16 protein-coding genes, 1 tRNA gene and 1 pseudogene are annotated in these 15,581 nt (G+C 64.4%); 8 read left to right on the forward strand and 10 right to left on the reverse strand.

Going from position 1 to position 15,581, the window contains the following annotated elements; translation table 11 throughout:
• Positions 1–14: 14 nt before the first annotated feature.
• The gene (locus O7A05_RS29110) at positions 15–1,175 is read right to left on the reverse strand and encodes a CaiB/BaiF CoA transferase family protein (RefSeq protein WP_337096588.1); all 1,161 of its coding nucleotides are present in this window, start codon (positions 1,173–1,175) and stop codon (positions 15–17) included.
• A 3-nt stretch (positions 1,176–1,178) separates the two neighbouring features.
• Complete coding sequence (locus tag O7A05_RS29115) at positions 1,179–1,730, reverse strand: MaoC family dehydratase (protein ID WP_337096589.1); 552 nt, start codon at positions 1,728–1,730, stop codon at positions 1,179–1,181.
• A 119-nt stretch (positions 1,731–1,849) separates the two neighbouring features.
• Between O7A05_RS29115 and O7A05_RS29120 the strand changes: the two are divergent.
• Positions 1,850–2,235 (forward strand): annotated as a pseudogene (locus O7A05_RS29120) (lactonase family protein).
• A 16-nt stretch (positions 2,236–2,251) separates the two neighbouring features.
• Here the strand turns inward: O7A05_RS29120 and O7A05_RS29125 are convergent.
• Positions 2,252–2,608, reverse strand: a complete 357-nt coding sequence (locus tag O7A05_RS29125; protein ID WP_337096590.1) for a hypothetical protein — start codon at positions 2,606–2,608, stop codon at positions 2,252–2,254.
• 350 nt (positions 2,609–2,958) lie between these two features.
• Positions 2,959–3,084, reverse strand: a complete 126-nt coding sequence (locus tag O7A05_RS29130) for a hypothetical protein (RefSeq protein WP_337096591.1) — start codon at positions 3,082–3,084, stop codon at positions 2,959–2,961.
• Between the two features lie 343 nt (positions 3,085–3,427).
• Between O7A05_RS29130 and O7A05_RS29135 the strand changes: the two genes are divergently transcribed.
• Positions 3,428–3,883 (forward strand): YbhB/YbcL family Raf kinase inhibitor-like protein, encoded by a 456-nt coding sequence (locus tag O7A05_RS29135; protein ID WP_337096592.1) that lies wholly within the window; start codon positions 3,428–3,430, stop codon positions 3,881–3,883.
• A gap of 60 nt (positions 3,884–3,943) precedes the next feature.
• Positions 3,944–4,444, forward strand: coding sequence for a DUF6496 domain-containing protein (locus O7A05_RS29140; RefSeq protein ID WP_337096593.1), 501 nt, complete (start codon positions 3,944–3,946; stop codon positions 4,442–4,444).
• Between the two features lie 61 nt (positions 4,445–4,505).
• Here O7A05_RS29140 and O7A05_RS29145 read toward each other — a convergent pair.
• Positions 4,506–4,581: transfer RNA gene (locus O7A05_RS29145), tRNA-Ala, on the reverse strand.
• Between the two features lie 175 nt (positions 4,582–4,756).
• On the reverse strand, positions 4,757–5,149 hold the full coding sequence (locus tag O7A05_RS29150; protein ID WP_337096594.1) for a TIGR02300 family protein: 393 nt from the start codon (positions 5,147–5,149) through the stop codon (positions 4,757–4,759).
• Positions 5,150–5,343: 194 nt separating this feature from the next.
• Here O7A05_RS29150 and aroA point away from each other — a divergent pair, with 194 nt between their 5' ends.
• The 3 genes from aroA to rpsA all read left to right on the forward strand — a co-directional run bounded on the left by aroA (position 5,344) and on the right by rpsA (position 9,501).
• Positions 5,344–6,702 carry a 3-phosphoshikimate 1-carboxyvinyltransferase gene (aroA, locus tag O7A05_RS29155; RefSeq protein ID WP_337096596.1) on the forward strand — a complete coding sequence of 453 codons (1,359 nt, stop codon included), beginning with the start codon at positions 5,344–5,346 and terminating at the stop codon, positions 6,700–6,702.
• Positions 6,703–6,958: 256 nt separating this feature from the next.
• A complete protein-coding gene (gene cmk / locus O7A05_RS29160; RefSeq protein WP_337096598.1) occupies positions 6,959–7,609 on the forward strand; it encodes a (d)CMP kinase in 651 nt (216 codons plus the stop codon).
• A gap of 194 nt (positions 7,610–7,803) precedes the next feature.
• A complete protein-coding gene (rpsA, locus tag O7A05_RS29165) occupies positions 7,804–9,501 on the forward strand; it encodes a 30S ribosomal protein S1 (protein WP_224511698.1) in 1,698 nt (565 codons plus the stop codon).
• Positions 9,502–9,580: 79 nt separating this feature from the next.
• Here the strand turns inward: rpsA and O7A05_RS29170 are convergent, their stop codons facing one another.
• The 4 genes from O7A05_RS29170 to O7A05_RS29185 all read right to left on the reverse strand — a co-directional run bounded on the left by O7A05_RS29170 (position 9,581) and on the right by O7A05_RS29185 (position 13,581).
• Entirely contained in the window at positions 9,581–10,288 is a 708-nt protein-coding gene (locus O7A05_RS29170) for an SDR family NAD(P)-dependent oxidoreductase (protein ID WP_337096600.1), read from the reverse strand.
• 199 nt (positions 10,289–10,487) lie between these two features.
• Positions 10,488–12,068, reverse strand: a complete 1,581-nt coding sequence (locus tag O7A05_RS29175; protein ID WP_337096602.1) for a 5-guanidino-2-oxopentanoate decarboxylase — start codon at positions 12,066–12,068, stop codon at positions 10,488–10,490.
• Positions 12,065–12,739 carry a TetR family transcriptional regulator C-terminal domain-containing protein gene (locus O7A05_RS29180; protein WP_337096604.1) on the reverse strand — a complete coding sequence of 225 codons (675 nt, stop codon included), beginning with the start codon at positions 12,737–12,739 and terminating at the stop codon, positions 12,065–12,067. Before O7A05_RS29180 ends, O7A05_RS29175 begins: the two co-directional genes overlap by 4 nt.
• A complete protein-coding gene (locus tag O7A05_RS29185; protein WP_337096605.1) occupies positions 12,709–13,581 on the reverse strand; it encodes a dimethylarginine dimethylaminohydrolase family protein in 873 nt (290 codons plus the stop codon). Before O7A05_RS29185 ends, O7A05_RS29180 begins: the two co-directional genes overlap by 31 nt.
• Positions 13,582–13,791: 210 nt before the next feature.
• Here O7A05_RS29185 and O7A05_RS29190 point away from each other — a divergent pair, with 210 nt between their 5' ends.
• Together O7A05_RS29190 and O7A05_RS29195 are read left to right on the forward strand one after the other, a co-directional pair.
• Entirely contained in the window at positions 13,792–14,607 is an 816-nt protein-coding gene (locus O7A05_RS29190; RefSeq protein WP_337096606.1) for an ABC transporter ATP-binding protein, read from the forward strand.
• Between the two features lie 56 nt (positions 14,608–14,663).
• Entirely contained in the window at positions 14,664–15,461 is a 798-nt protein-coding gene (locus tag O7A05_RS29195; RefSeq protein WP_337096607.1) for a transporter substrate-binding domain-containing protein, read from the forward strand.
• The last annotated feature ends 120 nt before the right edge of the window (positions 15,462–15,581 follow it).

Consider the following 15,581-nt stretch of genomic DNA (forward strand, 5'->3'; position numbering starts at 1 on the left):
CAACAAAATATCGCTCACAGGCCGAACTCCGCGCGGATTTTTGCGCTGTGCTCGCCAATGCGCGGGGCGGCGCGATCCACCTTGGCGCGCGCGCCGTCGACGCGCAGCGGCGTGCGGGTGGTCAGGATAGAGACATTGTCCTCGCGGGTCACGGTCTGCAGCATGTCGAGCGTCTTGAAGCCCTCGCTCGCCATCAGTTCCGGCCAGGTCAGCACCTTGGCGCACCAGACGTCGGCGGGCTCGAGGATGGCCAGCCATTCGTCGATGGTCTTTTCCGCGATGCGTTTGGCGATGATCGCCTTGATCTCGTCGCGGTCGGTGAACCAGGTCGCCGGTCTGTCACGGAACGGGGAGAGCTCAGGCAATCCGAGCAGATCGGCAATTTTCGGGATCGGCGTCATGGCGATCGCCAGATAGCCGTCCTTCGCCGGATAAACGCCGTAAGGCGCCGAGAGATAAGCGTGGGCGCTGCGGAAGGACGAGCGCTTCGGCGGGCGGCGGCCGTCATTGAGATGCGTGGTCAGCACTTCGAACTGGAAATCGATCAGCGCTTCGAGCAGGCTGGTTTCGACATGGCCGCCCTCGCCGGTGATGCCGCGCCGCACCAGCTTGGCGAGGATGCCTTGAGCGCAGGCGGCGCCCGCCAGCATATCGGCGATCGCCAGGCCGAACGGCACCGGTCCCTGCTCCTCGTCGCCGTTCAGCCACATCACGCCGGAACGAGCCTGCGCAAGCAGATCCTGCCCAGGGCGCTTCACCCATGGCCCTTCCTCGCCATAGCCGCTGATCGAGGCATAGACGAGCCGGGGGTTGATCGTGCTGACATGCTCATAGTCGAGGCCGAGCCGCTCAATGACGCCCGGCCGGAAATTCTGGATCAGCACGTCGGCCTTGGCGATCAGACCGCGCAGCGCGGCGAGGTCGGCTTCGTTCTTCAAGTCGATGGCAAGGCTTTCCTTGCCGCGGTTGATGGCGTGGAAAATCGTGGAATCGCCGCCGATCTCGGTGTCGCTTAGATAGAGCCGGCGCGACAGGTCGCCGCCGTCGGGACGCTCGATCTTGATGACGCGTGCGCCGAGGTCGAGCAGGCGCAGCGAGCAATAGGGTCCCGACAGGAACTGACTCATGTCGATGACGACAAGGCCGGTCAGCGGAAGTTCGTTGTCAGCGGCCACGGTTCACTTCTCGGTCTTGCCGACAAAATCGGCCGGGTTCTTGTATTTCACCGTCTGCAGATGCTCGCAGTAGAGCACCAGCTCTCCTTCACCCTTGAAGACTTCATAGCTGGCGCGGATCAGTCCCATGTCCTGGTAGCGCGGCCTTTTGTCGAGGTTGGTGCGGATCGAATAGATGGTGTCGCCGATGAAGACCGGCTTGATGAAGCGCAGTCTGTCGTAGCCGTAGGAAAAGGCGTTGAGGCAGTTGGTGGCGACAAGGCCGAGCCCGGCCGAGAACACGAATGCCCCCGCCACCAGCCGCCGGCCGAAGGTGCCTTCCCTTTCGGCGAACATCTGGTCCTGCACGTAAGGGTGGATATCCAGCACCAGCGTATTGAACATGTGGCTTTCGCCCTCGGCGATGGTGCGGCGAAGCGAGCGGATTTTGTGGCCAACCTGCCAGTCCTCGTAGAACCAGTTTTCCGAGTTCCAGACAGGGATGTCGGCATGCGTCTCAGGCATGTCGGCAGGATGCGTCGAGGCGATACCGACGGTCGGCGAGAATGCGCTCATGATCCTCTCCGGGCGCTTCCGGCGCGGCCTGCAAAGCGGTTCCGGGCACGATGCCGGATGGCGAGACGCATAATCGCTTTCCTCCCGTCGATTTTCTTTTGTGAATAATATTTTCACGTATGGGATTGCCACGCAAGCGACGATCAGCGAAATTGTTGCAAGGCCGGCACCATCGGAGGAGCGCCGGTGACGGGAGGGAGAGGCTCGCACGCATAATCACTGCGCCGGCATCGAGATCTCGCCTAACGGTCGCTAGTGTCGCCATCTTTGCCGTCGGCCAGCAGTCTGGGAAACTGGATCTGGTCGACTTCACCCCTTGCGGCGGCGCGACGCCGCGCAATCTCGCGCTGACGCCATCCGGCAGGCATCTGTTTTGGCCAACCAGAATGCCGACCGCATCTCGATCTTCGCCCGCGACGAGCAGAGCGGCCGGCTGACCGATTCCGGCCGCGCCATCGAAATCGGAACGCCGGTGTGCGTGCGGATCGTCGAGGACCCGCTTTGATCTTAGCCGTCTCTGTTTACTGGCTGACCCGGGCGAACAAGCCTGTATAGGTCTGGCCGGCAAGGGCGTAGGTGACGTTGAGCGTTCCCGGCGACGCCATGGTGGCGGTGATGTCCGCGCCGTTCGGCAAGCGTCCGAGCTTCAATGTGTTGCCGGAAATCCTGCCGGAGCCGTCGGCAACGCCCGGCTTGTTGTCGGCCAGGTCGCCCCATGCGTAGCTGGCCGTCACCTGCCCACCCGAGGACATGGTCAGCACAGCCAGCTTGCCGTCATACATGCCGTTGAGCTGCCCCGCCCATATGCCGGAGAATGCGGCGTATCTGGCCGGAACGCCCTTGCCGGGCGGAACGACCGCGACCGCCTGATCCAGCACAGCGGAATTCGGCGAAGCCGGAGCGGGAGCAGCAATGGCGGCCGGGACAGGTTGCGGGTCAGCAACAGGCTGTGTGTCTGGAGTCGATTGACAAGCGGCAAGCGCGACCGCAATGCAAAACATCGGCAAGAGACTGTTTGGCCGGGCAAGCAGTCCGGATCGAACTCGTCCCTGCGCCAGTTTCCCACCCACAACCGGAATTCTCATGAGCATCCCTCCGACAGGAAGCCTTAGCTTAGTTGCCGCAGCCGGCATAGGGCTTTCCTCGGACGCGATCCCGCATCGCATAGCGCCGCCTCCCGGTTACGTGCAGTCAACGCGATCCGCCTCTTGCGAGATGACCACTCTGTCTATTGAGACGGCGTGCCGCCAGGGATCAGCAGAAAGCCCTGTTCGCCGGTCGAATACCACAATCCCAGATACAGCAACGCCAACAATATTGCGACAATCACCGCAATCCGGATCAGAGCGCGCATGACGTCGTTACCTCTTGTCCCTGCATCTTCTGGATTCAATATGCCGAGAATGCCGCCGGTGAAATCTTCGAGGCCTCCGGCCCCGCGTTAACGACTCTCATGCCGACCTGCGGGTATCTTTTGCCGGATAGGACCGGCGCCGCTTCCGCCCGGGCAGCTTTTCCAGGGACGATAGCTCCACTTGCGAGCATTCATCGAGCTCCGTCGCGCAGGGCATGATGCTGGAACTCCCGCCGATGCCCCTGCGTTCCCAAGAAACCAGCGGCGATTGCGCTCCGATCCGAGCAACGATCGTTCGCGGATCTTCTCGACAGGAACGCGATAAGAGCACGGAGTTCCAGCCATGGCTTTCACGCTTGAGAGTCCAGCCTTTGAAAGCGGGCAGACCATTCCCGAGCCCTATGTCCGCAACGGAGGCAATCTGTCTCCTCCCCTGCGGTGGAAGAACGCGCCAGCCGGGACCAGAAGCTTCCTGCTTGTCGTCGAGGATCCCGATGCGCCGCGCGGCATGTTTCGCCATTGGGCGGTCTATGACATTGCCGGCCGGGACCGCCTGCCCGAAGGCACCGCCGGACCGGAAAGTTTCCGCCAAGGCGTGAACGACTTCGGCAATGCCCATTACGACGGCCCCCAGCCGCCAAAAGGACACGGCGTTCACCATTATCACTTCCGCCTCTCAGCTCTCGACGTGGAGACGCTGGAAACTGACGGGAACACGGGAATCGCCGATCTTCTGGCGCTTGCGAAGCCGCATGTGATCGCCACCGCCGACCTCGTCGGCACATATGAAAGCCGCTGACGCGCGATCCGAAGCTCCTGTCGGCGTTCGATCATGCCCCGTCGAATAAGGAGAAAAACAATGCCGGACAAGAAAACCATCGAAAAGGCGCGCAAAGACAAGCGCGAAGGCAAGTCGGCAAGCACTCAGGCCGGCGAATTCGTTCACGCGGAAATCGACAAAATCCGCCGAGGCAAGCACGGCGCCCGCTCCACCAAGCAGGCGATCGCGATCGGCCTTTCGGAGGCGCGCCGCGCGGGCGTCGACCTGCCGCCGCCCAAAAAAGGCGATGTGAAGGAGAGCACGCGCAAGAGCGCCGAATATGCTTACGAGGCAGGCCAGGGCGAACGGAAGCCGAAGCGTCAGCCGAAGGTCTCGAAGGCGGTGTCGAAGGTGCTCGAGGGCGAGCCGAAAAGCACCGCCTCCCGCAAGGCCCTGTCGCGGCAGGCCAAGAGCGCCGCATCCGGCCGCACAGCCGAAGAGCGGTCAGCGTCGGCCCGGAAAGCCGCGCAGACCAAAGGGGCCGCCGGAAGATCGGCGGCAGCGCGCAAGGCAGCCAGGACCCGCGCCCAGCGCGGTTAGCGCAGTTCCAGGAGAAGTGTGAGCGGTTTTCCGTTCGGCCGGCTGCTCAGGAAGGACTGTTTGGTGGAGCCAATCGGAATCGAACCGACGACCTCTTGAATGCCATTCAAGCGCTCTCCCAACTGAGCTATGGCCCCACTCCCGGCAGTCAGCCGGCGCCGTTTCCGGCGAAGAGATCCGGCGCGGTTGGGACCGCGCCGTCGTTTAGTGCTGGCGGCTTCTAGCGCCGCCTTCGGTCAAGATCAAGCCTTGAAAGACCGCTTTTTCGTCACAGGCAAAAATGGCCGGCAAACAATCGCGCCGAGGCTGGAATCAGACCTCGTCCTCGTCGTCGCCGACGCCGATCATATCGGCGACGTCGTCATCCTCTTCCTCTTCGTCGGCAAGGAAGGTGTCGTCGTCATCGTCGCCGAGGTCCACATCCTCGTCGTCGCCGAGATCGGGAAGCTCGTCGCCGCCACCCTTGGCCTCGTCATCGGCTTCCTCGAGCGAGACGACTTCGGCGCCTTCCTCCTCGTCGGCGTCCAGTTCCTTGTCGGCGACCTCCTCATCCTCCTCGATGGCGGAAATCTTGCCTTCGTCGAAATAGGATCGCGGATAGCTCTTGCCGGTATAGGGCGAGACGATCGGGTCCTTGTTGAGATCGTAGAATTTCCGTCCCGTCTCAGGGTCGATACGTTTGGTGCCAAGTTCAGCTTTTGCCACATCAGGCCTCGTCAATAAAAGAGTGGTCCCCTTAACCGCAGTTTTGAGCGCTGTCAAAGCCAAAAGCCGGCGTCGTAAAGGGTTGCGTCCGAACGGCCGCACCAGGGGATGACCATTGCCGCGCGCCGTGTTACGAGACCGCCGCAACATGACGAACCGCGCCGGCCTGCCGGCATTTCATTTTGGACGACACAATGTCTCATTCCGCCGCCGCTAAACCAGCCACGGCCCGCAAATCCCCTGCCCTTGCCGGCACAGCGCGCGTGCCGGGCGACAAGTCGATCTCGCACCGCTCCTTCATGTTCGGCGGCCTGGCCTCCGGCGAGACGCGCATTACCGGCCTGCTCGAGGGCGAGGACGTGATGCGTACCGGTGCCGCCATGAAGGCAATGGGGGCGCATATCGAAAAGACGGGCGCCGAATGGGTGATCCGCGGCACCGGCAATGGCGCGCTGCTGCAACCTGAGGGCCCGCTCGATTTCGGCAATGCCGGCACCGGCTCGCGCCTCACCATGGGCCTCGTCGGCACCTATGACATGGAGACGACCTTCATCGGCGACGCTTCGCTCTCCGGCCGGCCGATGGGCCGCGTGCTCGACCCGCTGCGCCAGATGGGCGTGCAGGTGATTAAGGCAGCACCCGGAGACCGCATGCCGATCACGCTGCGCGGACCGAAGCACGCCGCGCCGATCACCTATCGCGTACCGATGGCGTCGGCCCAGGTGAAGTCGGCGGTGCTGCTTGCTGGCCTGAACACGCCGGGCATCACCACGGTCATCGAGCCGGTGATGACGCGCGACCACACCGAAAAGATGCTGAAAGGCTTTGGCGCAAACCTGACCGTGGAGACCGACGAGCGCGGCGTGCGCCACATCTTCATCGAGGGCCAGGGCAAGCTCACCGGGCAGACGATCGCCGTGCCGGGCGACCCCTCCTCCGCCGGCTTCCCGCTGGTGGCGGCGCTGATCGTGCCGGGTTCGGACATCGTCATCGAGAACGTGCTGATGAACCCGACCCGCACCGGACTGCTTCTGACCCTGCAGGAGATGGGCGGCAAGATCGATATCCTCAATCGGCGCAATGCCGGCGGCGAGGATGTGGCGGATTTGCGCGTGCGCTCCTCGGAGCTGAAAGGCGTGGTGGTGCCGCCCGAGCGCGCGCCGTCGATGATCGACGAGTATCCGGTGCTGGCGGTGGCCGCGAGCTTCGCCGAGGGCGAGACGCTGATGCAGGGGCTGGAGGAACTTCGGGTCAAGGAATCCGACCGTCTGGCGGCGGTGGCTAGGGGCCTGGAGCTCACCGGTGTCGACTGCACAGAGGGCGAAGCCTCGCTCGCCGTGCGCGGCAGACCGGGCGGCAAGGGGCTCGGCGCTCATCCCAACGGCCCCGATACGGCGGTGAAGACGCATCTCGACCACCGCATCGCCATGAGTTTCCTGGTCATGGGACTGGCGACGGAGAAGCCGGTGACGATCGACGACGCCAACATGATCGCGACGAGCTTTCCGGAGTTCATGGGATTGATGAAGGGGCTGGGCGCGGAGATCGAGTGACGGCGATGAGATTGAGCCGACTTGAGACGTTGGCGGGACAGCACCCCCCTCTGTCCTGCCGGACAACTCCCCCGCGGGGAGGGAGATCAACCGTCATCGCGGCTTTCGCCAATCTCCAACGCTGGACGGAAGGCGCCGGCATCGGAACTGCCAATCTACCCCCTTGCGGGGGAGATGTCCGGCAGGACAGAGGGGGGTGTGAAGGAACGCGGCATTTGTCTTATTCATCTTGCCCGTCGATCGCTGCGACCGGCCAATGAGCGCCCCCTTCACCATCGCCATCGACGGACCCGCAGGCGCCGGCAAGGGCACGCTCGCCCGCCGGCTCGCCGATCACTACCGCCTGAACCTGCTCGACACCGGCCTCACTTACCGCGCGGTGGCCCACAAGCTGCTCGAGCTCGGCCTGCCGCTCGACAATGTCTCCGCGGCCGAAACCGCGGCGCGACAGGTCGACCTCTCCAACCTCGACCGCACAGTGCTGTCGGCGCATGCGGTGGGCGAGGCGGCCTCCAAGGTCGCGGTCATTCCCACGGTGCGGCGCATCCTGGTCGAGAAGCAGCGCGAGTTCGCCAAGGCGGCGCCGGGTGCTGTGCTCGACGGCCGCGACATCGGTACGGTGGTGTGCCCCGATGCCGACATCAAGCTCTATGTGACGGCGAGCGCCGAAGTGCGCGCCAGGCGCCGGCTGGCCGAGATTGAGAGCATGGGCGGCAGCGCCGATTTCGCCACCATCCTCGCCGACATCGAGCGCCGCGACGAGCGCGACATGGGCCGCGCCGACTCACCGTTGAAGCCCGCGGCAGACGCGCACTTGCTTGATACCAGCGAAATGGCTATAGAAGCCGCGTTTCTGGCGACGATGGCGATCGTTGACGACGTCCTTGCCAAGAGAAACAAGGCCTGATCGGGCTTTTCGGTTGCCTTGAGCGGCGAAAATACCCATATCGGGCACGAACCAGCCTGCCAGCATTCTTCATGCGCCGGACTTGCCACTTAATAAGTGGCCAAGGGCTCTTCAGCCCGGAACGCCGGCAGGCTCACGCAACGCTAACCCACGGCGCCCGCTCCGCCAGCGCGCGGAGCATTCCAGGAGAAACAATGTCAGCTGCTAATCCGTCTCGCGACGATTTCGCGAGCATGCTCGAAGAATCATTCACCGCCGGCCATTCCGGCGAGGGCCAGGTTGTCCGGGGCACGATCACCGCGATCGAAAAGGACATGGCCATCATTGATGTCGGCCTCAAGGTCGAAGGCCGCGTGCCGCTGAAGGAATTCGGCGCCAAGGGCAAGGAATCCTCCCTCAAGGTCGGCGACACCGTCGAAGTCTATGTCGAGCGCATCGAGAACGCGCTTGGCGAAGCCATGCTGTCGCGCGAGAAGGCTCGCCGCGAAGAGAGCTGGGTGCGTCTCGAAGAGAAGTTCACCAAGGGTGAGCGCGTCGAAGGCGTCATCTTCAACCAGGTCAAGGGCGGCTTCACCGTCGACCTCGACGGCGCCGTGGCCTTCCTGCCGCGCAGCCAGGTTGATATCCGCCCGATCCGCGACGTCACCCCGCTAATGCACAACCCGCAGCCCTTCGAGATCCTCAAGATGGATCGCCGCCGCGGCAACATCGTGGTGTCGCGCCGCACCGTGCTCGAGGAGAGCCGCGCCGAACAGCGTTCGGAAATCGTGCAGAACCTCGAGGAAGGCCAGGTGGTCGAAGGCGTGGTCAAGAACATCACCGACTACGGTGCGTTCGTCGACCTCGGCGGCATCGACGGCCTGCTGCATGTCACCGACATGGCCTGGCGCCGCGTCAACCATCCGACCGAGATCCTCAATATCGGTCAGACGGTCAAGGTGCAGATCATCCGCATCAACCAGGAAACCCACCGCATCTCGCTCGGGATGAAGCAGCTCGAGTCGGATCCGTGGTCGGATATCGGCACCAAGTTCCCCATCGGCAAGAAGATCAAGGGCACCGTCACCAACATCACCGACTACGGCGCGTTCGTCGAGCTGGAGCCGGGCATCGAGGGCCTCATCCACGTTTCGGAAATGTCGTGGACGAAGAAGAACGTGCACCCCGGCAAGATCCTGTCGACGACCCAGGAAGTCGACGTGGTCGTGCTCGAGGTCGATCCGGCCAAGCGCCGCATCTCGCTCGGTCTCAAGCAGACGCTGGAGAACCCGTGGGAAGCCTTCGCGCGCAACCATCCGGTCGGCAGCCAGGTCGAGGGCGAGGTCAAGAACAAGACCGAGTTCGGCCTGTTCATCGGCCTGGAAGGCGACGTGGACGGCATGGTGCATCTCTCCGACCTGGACTGGACCCGTCCGGGCGAGCAGGTCATCGAAGAGTACAATCGCGGCGACATGGTCAAGGCGCAGGTGCTCGACGTCGACATCGAGAAGGAGCGCATCTCGCTCGGCATCAAGCAGCTGGCCCGTGACACGGTCGGCGAAGCGGCCACCAGCGGCGAGCTGCGCAAGAACGCCGTCGTCACCTGCGAGGTGATCGGCGTGAAGGATGGCGGTCTGGACGTGCGGCTGGTCGACAGCGGCATCGAGACCTTCATCAAGCGTTCCGATCTTTCGCGCGACCGCGACGAGCAGCGCCCCGAGCGCTTCACCGTCGGCCAGAAGGTCGACGCCCGGGTCATTGCCTTCGACAAGAAGACCCGCAAGCTGCAGGTCTCGATCAAGGCGCTGGAAATCGCCGAGGAGAAGGAAGCGGTCGCCCAGTATGGCTCGACCGACTCCGGCGCGTCGCTCGGCGACATCCTGGGCGCGGCGCTGAAGAAGCAGGGCAACTAAGCTTCTTCGCTGAGCAGTGACAAAAAACCCCGTCGGAGCGATCCGGCGGGGTTTTTCTTTTATCGGAATATCTGTGCTGTCAGGCCCGGCCGTAGAGCGGAACCAGCGTGCCGCTCATAGCCTGGTTGGCGGGCGAGGCGAGATAGGCGATCGCTTCGGCCGCGGCCTCGAGGCTGACCCATTTGCTGAAATCGGCGTCCGGCATGCTGTCGCGATTGGCCTGCGTGTCGAGCGTCGAGGGCGCCACGGCGTTGACCAGGATGCCCTTGTGCTTCAGCTCCTCAGCCATCGCCACCGTCATGGCCGCGACCGCCGCCTTGCTCGCCGTATAGGCGACCATGCCCGAACCTTTGCGCGGTTCCAGCGCCGCCCGCGCGGTGACGTTGACGATGCGGCCGGCCGTGTTGGAGGTCAGCATCGAGCGCACGGCGGCGCGGCTGCACAGGAAGGCCGTGCGGGCGTTGGTGTCCATCATTTCGGCGAAGGAAGCCGACTCGATCTTTTCGACCGGCGCCATGGTGAAGCCGCCGGCAAGGTGGATCGAGGCCCAGAGCGCGGGCACCTGATGGTAGAAGGCGTCGACCTTCGCCGAATCCGACAAGTCGACATTGTGCGCCAGATGCACGCTGGCATGGGCTGCGTAAGGAAAATGCGGCGGGGCCGCCGCGTGGGCATTGGGCACGTGGCAGATCGCGCCTTGCTCCAGCAACCTGCCGACAACCGCGCCGCCGAGCGCCCCAGTGCCGCCCGTCACCACGACATGCCTGCCATTCAGCGTTTCCGTCATACTTAGACCGCTCCTGTCATTTTTTTTATGATTATATCTTGGGTTATGCCTCCCCAGGCTCGAACGTCGCGCCTTTCGCGCTGTCACTCAATTGAAATATCGACATGGCTGGCGCAGCGTCTTTGCATGCGTCGAACCGTGGCAGGCGACGCCAATTGGCGGTGCGCCAGCATGGGCCGAGCAACGGTGGCACCAGCCTTCAGTCGACGGTGATTTCGATGACGCGCGGCTTGGCCGCCGCCCGCGCGCGCTTCAGCGCCTCCACCAGGCCGCCGACCCCGGTCAAGCGCTCGGCCTCGATGCCGTAGGCCTCGGCGAGCTTGCAGAAATCCGGCGGCGCCGGCGAGACGCCGACCGGCTCGACGCCGACATCGAGCATTGAGGTTTCGATCTCGCGATAGCCGCGATTGTTCCAGACAACGAAGATCACCGGCGTCTCGGCGTCGAGCGCGGCGCCGATCTCCGGCAGGGTGAACTGGAAGCCGCCATCGCCGGTGAGGCACACCACCGGCGCCTCGGGCACGGCAAGTGCCGCGCCGATCGCCGCCGGCGGACCGTAGCCCAGCGCGCCGAAGCCGGTCGCGGCGTTGAACCAGCCGCCGGGACGGTCGTGGTCGTAATAGAGGTTGGCGGCATAGATCGGCTGGGTCGAATCGCCGACGAGGATGGCGCCCGGAAGCGCGTCGCGGATCATCTCCACGGCGCGAACCTGCGCCAGGTATTCGGGCTTCAGCTCGGCCCGCGCGGCCTCGCGCGCGGCTGCCGCGCGGACTTCGCCGCCCTTCGCCGCCGGATGACCCGGCCCGATAGCCAGCAGCAATGCCTCGATCCCTTCGGCGCAATCGGCCTGGATGCCGACCGTCACGGGACGGCGCGCGATCTGGTCGGCGCCGATATCGATGCGGATCAGGTTTTTCGGCAGCACGAAGCCGCCGTCGCCATAGCCGTCATAGTCGGTCGGGCCGAATTCGGTGCCGGCGGCGATCACCAGATCGGCGTCCGCCATCAGCGCGCGCACTGCCTTGAGGCTGGGGCTGGCCGGCACGCAAAGTGGATGGCCATGCAGCAGGCCACGCGCATTGGCCGTCTCGACGACGGCGGCGCCAAGCGTCTCGGCGAGGCGCTGCAGCGCCGCGTCGGCCTTCCTGGCGCCGCCGCCCGAAAGGATCAGCGGGCGGCCGGCTGCCTTGATCAGCTTCGCCGCTTCGGCGATCGCCGCCGCGTCCGGGGCGGGCGGTGCGGCGTTGCTCAGCGCCGCCACTATGCCGTCGGCGGGCTTGACCATGACATCGGTGGGAATCTCGATATGTACCGGGCCCGGCCGCGCCGACGAGAAAAGCGCGAAGGCGCGGGCGAGCGCGCCAGGCAGTTGCCCGGCTTCGATGATGCGCTCCGAAAACAGCGCCACCTTCTCCATCATGCCGCGCTGGTCGGGCAGTTCATGCAGGAAGCCCAGCCCTTTTCCGAGCGTATCGGTGGCGTTGACGCCGGAGATGACCAGCATCGGCACCGAATCGGCGCGCGCCTGACCCATGGCGGTGATGGTGTTGGTGAGGCCCGGCCCGGTGATGACGAAGGCGACGCCCGGCCGGCCGCCGGCGCGCGCATAGCCGTCGGCCATGAAGCCGGCGCCTTGCTCGTGGCGCGGCGTGACATGGCGGATCTTCGAGCGCGCCAGCCCGCGATAGAGCTCGACCGTATGCACGCCCGGAATGCCGAAGACAGTGTCGACGCCATGCGCCTCGAGCAGCGTGATCAGCGCTTCGCCGATGGTGGTCATTGGTTTCCTCCCTTTAGCTCCAGCGGCGCGAGGCCGAGCTCGGCCTCGACGGCCTTGATGCCGATCGCCGCCAATTCGCCGGGCGAGAACATCTCGCCAGCCAGGCAGCCTTCGATCCAGAGCCCGTCGATGATCGCGTTGATGGCAATGGCATGGTGGCGCAGCTCGGCCGCGTCGGGCTTGCGCCGTTCGGCGGCGAGCACTTCGGCGACGACCGCTTCCACCTCGTTGCGAAAGCCGAGATAACCTTCGCGATGGGCGCGGGCGAGCGTCGGATCCGCGCCGGCGCGGCCGATGAAGGTCGCCCAGAGCGAAAACACCCGCTGGTCGATGATCGGCGCGTCGAGGTTGGCGGTGACGAAAGCCGCAAGGCGTTGGCGCGGAGAGGCATCCTCCATGGCCAAAGCCGCTTTCGCCTGCTCGGTCATGCGGCCCATCAATGCTGCATAGGCTTCCTGCAGCAAATCTTCCTTGCCGGGGAAATAGTGCCGGATCAGCCCGGCGGTGACGCCGGCACGCAAGGCGATGGTGCGCAAGGTGGCGCCCTCAAGGCCATGTTCCGCCACGCTGTCCAGGGTGGCATCGATCAGATCCTGCCGCCGCCGCTCCTCGCCCTCGCGGCGGAACTTGCGGCGCGCATTCATTGACGCAGGATCGGCCGCGTCAGGCATGTCGGCCCGCCTTCGCAGGCGATGCAGAGCGCGTCCGCCTCGAATATCTCGACCGTGCAGCCGGCGGCTTCCATCGCGGCTTTGGTCTTGGGAAAGCCGGCCACGGCAATGACCTTCAACGGGCTGGTCGGCAGCACGTTCAGGCTGAGGCCGTTGGAGGCGGCAAACTCTTGCGGGTCGCCTTCGACCAGGCGGATGCCGTGCGCCTTCAGCATCTGGTAGAACGGTGCCGGCAAAAGCGGCGAATAGACCAGGGCGAGGTCGTCGGCCAGCGGGCTGATCACCGACATCAGATGCAGGCACGCCTCTTCCCCCTGCCACAGCGGCAGATCGAATCCGTAGACGGAAATGCCCAGCGGCGTCAGCAGGTTGGCAACCTGCTGGATGCCTTCCTGGTTAGTGCGCACTCCACGCCCGATCGCCAGCGTGCGGGCATCCAGCCATACACAGTCGCCGCCTTCGACCTGGCCGGGAGCCTCGACGCGGCCGAGGATCGGAATGCCCAGGCTTTTGTAGGTTTCCTCATGCAGCGAGGGCTCTTTGGCGCGCAGCGGCTTGCCCATGGACAGGATCAGCGCGCCGCGGTCGGTCACCAGCGACGGGTCATGCGTGAACACCGAATCCGAAAGGCCGTCGGCCTTGTCCTCGATCCACTCGATCTCGGCGCCGGAACCCGCCACCAGTTCGGCAAGGGCCGCGTGCTGCGCGGCGGCTTTCGCCGGGTTGAACCCCGGGCCATAGTGCCAGGCAGCCCTGTCGGCGTCGCGCATGGCATTGGCTGCCGAACGCATCAGCACACGCCGCAGCGGCGCCGCCATGGACTGTGATCCGAAAGCGCTCATCGATGCCCTTTTATGCTGAAAAAAATCGAAAAAATTTCATGAGAGGCTATTTATACACTTGCACAACAACGCCGCAAGTGCCGTAATGGGCGGGATTGACGGGCTCGCGCTGTCGGGTCCATGCTGAAGTCTGGAGTGGGCAGGACAGCGTATGTTGATTAGCCGGATGGACGTTCGACGACCTGCCGTCGGCCAGATAGAGGTCACCCGGTGAGCGTGGAGGACGCTGCCGCAGTCCGATCCGGCGAGGCGCAAAACGGCGCCGCCGAAGCCATCCACGTCGAAAACCTGCATAAGAAGTTCGGCCAGCTGCACGTGCTGAAGGGCGTTTCGTTGTCGGCGCGCGACGGCGAGGTGGTCGCCATCATCGGCGGCTCCGGCTCCGGCAAATCGACGCTGCTGCGTTGCATCAACTGCCTGGAAAACCCGACCAGCGGCATCATCCGGGTCAATGGCGAGGAGATCAAGCTCAAGGCCGACAGCCACGGCCACACGGTTCCGGCCGACCGCAGGCAGATCGAGCGGATCCGCACGCGGCTCGGCATGGTGTTCCAGAATTTCAACCTGTGGAGTCACATGACGCTGATCGAGAACGTCATCGAGGTTCCGGTGCATGTGCTGGGCGTCAAGCGCGACGAGGCGATCGCCCAGGCCGAGAAGCTGCTTGCCCGCGTCGGGCTGGCGGAGAAGCGCGACGTCTATCCTGCCTTCCTGTCCGGCGGCCAGCAGCAGCGCGCCGCGATCGCCCGGGCGCTGGCGATCAATCCGCGCGTCATGCTGTTCGACGAGCCGACGTCGGCACTCGATCCCGAACTGGTCGGCGAGGTGCTGAAAGTGATCGGCGACCTGGCGCGCGAGGGGCGCACCATGGTGCTGGTGACGCATGAAATGAAGTTCGCCCGTGAGGTCGCGACGCATGTCGTCTATCTCTACAATGGGCTGGTCGAGGAAGAAGGTCCGCCGGAACAGCTGTTCGGCGCGCCCAAATCCGAAAGGCTCAAGCAATTCCTCCGCAATGTCGGCTAGGAGCCGGCATCAAGCGGAGCGAAAACCGGGAACAACAACAAACTGGGAGTCCTGACATGAAGACTGTTCTCAAGACATTCGCCGCGGCGCTGCTTATCGGCGTCGCAGCGATGGGCGGCGTGGCCAAGGCCGAGCAGGTCAAGATCGGCGTCGCCGCCGAACCCTATCCGCCCTTCACCTCGCCAGACGCCAGCGGCAAGTGGGTGGGTTGGGAGATCGACTTCGTCGACGCCGTTTGCGCCGAAGAGAAGCTCGACTGCGTGATCACGCCGGTGGCATGGGACGGCATCATCCCGGCTCTGACCACCAAGAAGATCGACGCCATCGTCTCCTCGATGTCGATCACCGACGAGCGCAAGAAGACGATCGACTTCTCCGACAAGTACTACAACACCCCGACCGCGATCATCGGGCCGAAGGACCAGAAATTCGGCGCCACGCCGGACGACCTCAAGGGCAAGGTGATCGGCGTCCAGGTGTCCACGGTGCATGCGGTCTACGCCAAGAAGCACTTCACCGGCGCGCAGGAGATCAAGGAATACCAGACGCAGGACGAAGCCAATAACGATCTGGCCGCCGGCCGTATCGACGCGGTGCAGGCGGACTCGATCGCGCTCGGCGAATTCCTCAAGACCGACCAGGGCAAGGCCTGCTGCGACCTGAAGGGCATGGTGGCCCCGGACGACGAAGTGCTCGGACCGGGCGTCGGCGTCGGCGTCCGCAAGGAAGACACCGCGCTCAAGGAAAAGTTCAACGCCGGCATCAAGGCGATCCGCGCCAACGGCAAGTATGACGAGATCTCGAAGAAATATTTCGACTTCGACATTTACGGCGGCGCCACGCAGTCGAACTGAACCCTCTCGCACATGAGTGAGGGCATGGCGTACGCGCCATGCCCAACCTTGCCACGCATGCAAGTCGCTGACCCGATGATCAGCGGCTTGCCAGCAATCGGGGGCGAAGCTGATCGACGT

It is taken from the genome of Mesorhizobium argentiipisi (SeqCode) (genome assembly GCF_037179585.1).
GTDB lineage: Bacteria > Pseudomonadota > Alphaproteobacteria > Rhizobiales > Rhizobiaceae > Mesorhizobium > Mesorhizobium argentiipisi.

Excerpts from the sequence above, each read along its gene's own strand:
- O7A05_RS29115 (WP_337096589.1), bottom strand. The coding sequence starts at position 1,730 with ATGAGCGCATTCTCGCCGACCGTCGGTATCGCCTCGACGCATCCTGCC.
- O7A05_RS29130 (WP_337096591.1), bottom strand. The coding sequence starts at position 3,084 with ATGCGCGCTCTGATCCGGATTGCGGTGATTGTCGCAATATTGTTGGCG.
- O7A05_RS29135 (WP_337096592.1), top strand. The coding sequence starts at position 3,428 with ATGGCTTTCACGCTTGAGAGTCCAGCCTTTGAAAGCGGGCAGACCATT.
- O7A05_RS29140 (WP_337096593.1), top strand. The coding sequence starts at position 3,944 with ATGCCGGACAAGAAAACCATCGAAAAGGCGCGCAAAGACAAGCGCGAA.
- aroA (WP_337096596.1), top strand. The coding sequence starts at position 5,344 with ATGTCTCATTCCGCCGCCGCTAAACCAGCCACGGCCCGCAAATCCCCT.
- cmk (WP_337096598.1), top strand. The coding sequence starts at position 6,959 with ATGAGCGCCCCCTTCACCATCGCCATCGACGGACCCGCAGGCGCCGGC.
- rpsA (WP_224511698.1), top strand. The coding sequence starts at position 7,804 with ATGTCAGCTGCTAATCCGTCTCGCGACGATTTCGCGAGCATGCTCGAA.
- O7A05_RS29170 (WP_337096600.1), bottom strand. The coding sequence starts at position 10,288 with ATGACGGAAACGCTGAATGGCAGGCATGTCGTGGTGACGGGCGGCACT.
- O7A05_RS29175 (WP_337096602.1), bottom strand. The coding sequence starts at position 12,068 with ATGACCACCATCGGCGAAGCGCTGATCACGCTGCTCGAGGCGCATGGC.
- O7A05_RS29180 (WP_337096604.1), bottom strand. The coding sequence starts at position 12,739 with ATGCCTGACGCGGCCGATCCTGCGTCAATGAATGCGCGCCGCAAGTTC.
- O7A05_RS29185 (WP_337096605.1), bottom strand. The coding sequence starts at position 13,581 with ATGAGCGCTTTCGGATCACAGTCCATGGCGGCGCCGCTGCGGCGTGTG.
- O7A05_RS29195 (WP_337096607.1), top strand. The coding sequence starts at position 14,664 with ATGAAGACTGTTCTCAAGACATTCGCCGCGGCGCTGCTTATCGGCGTC.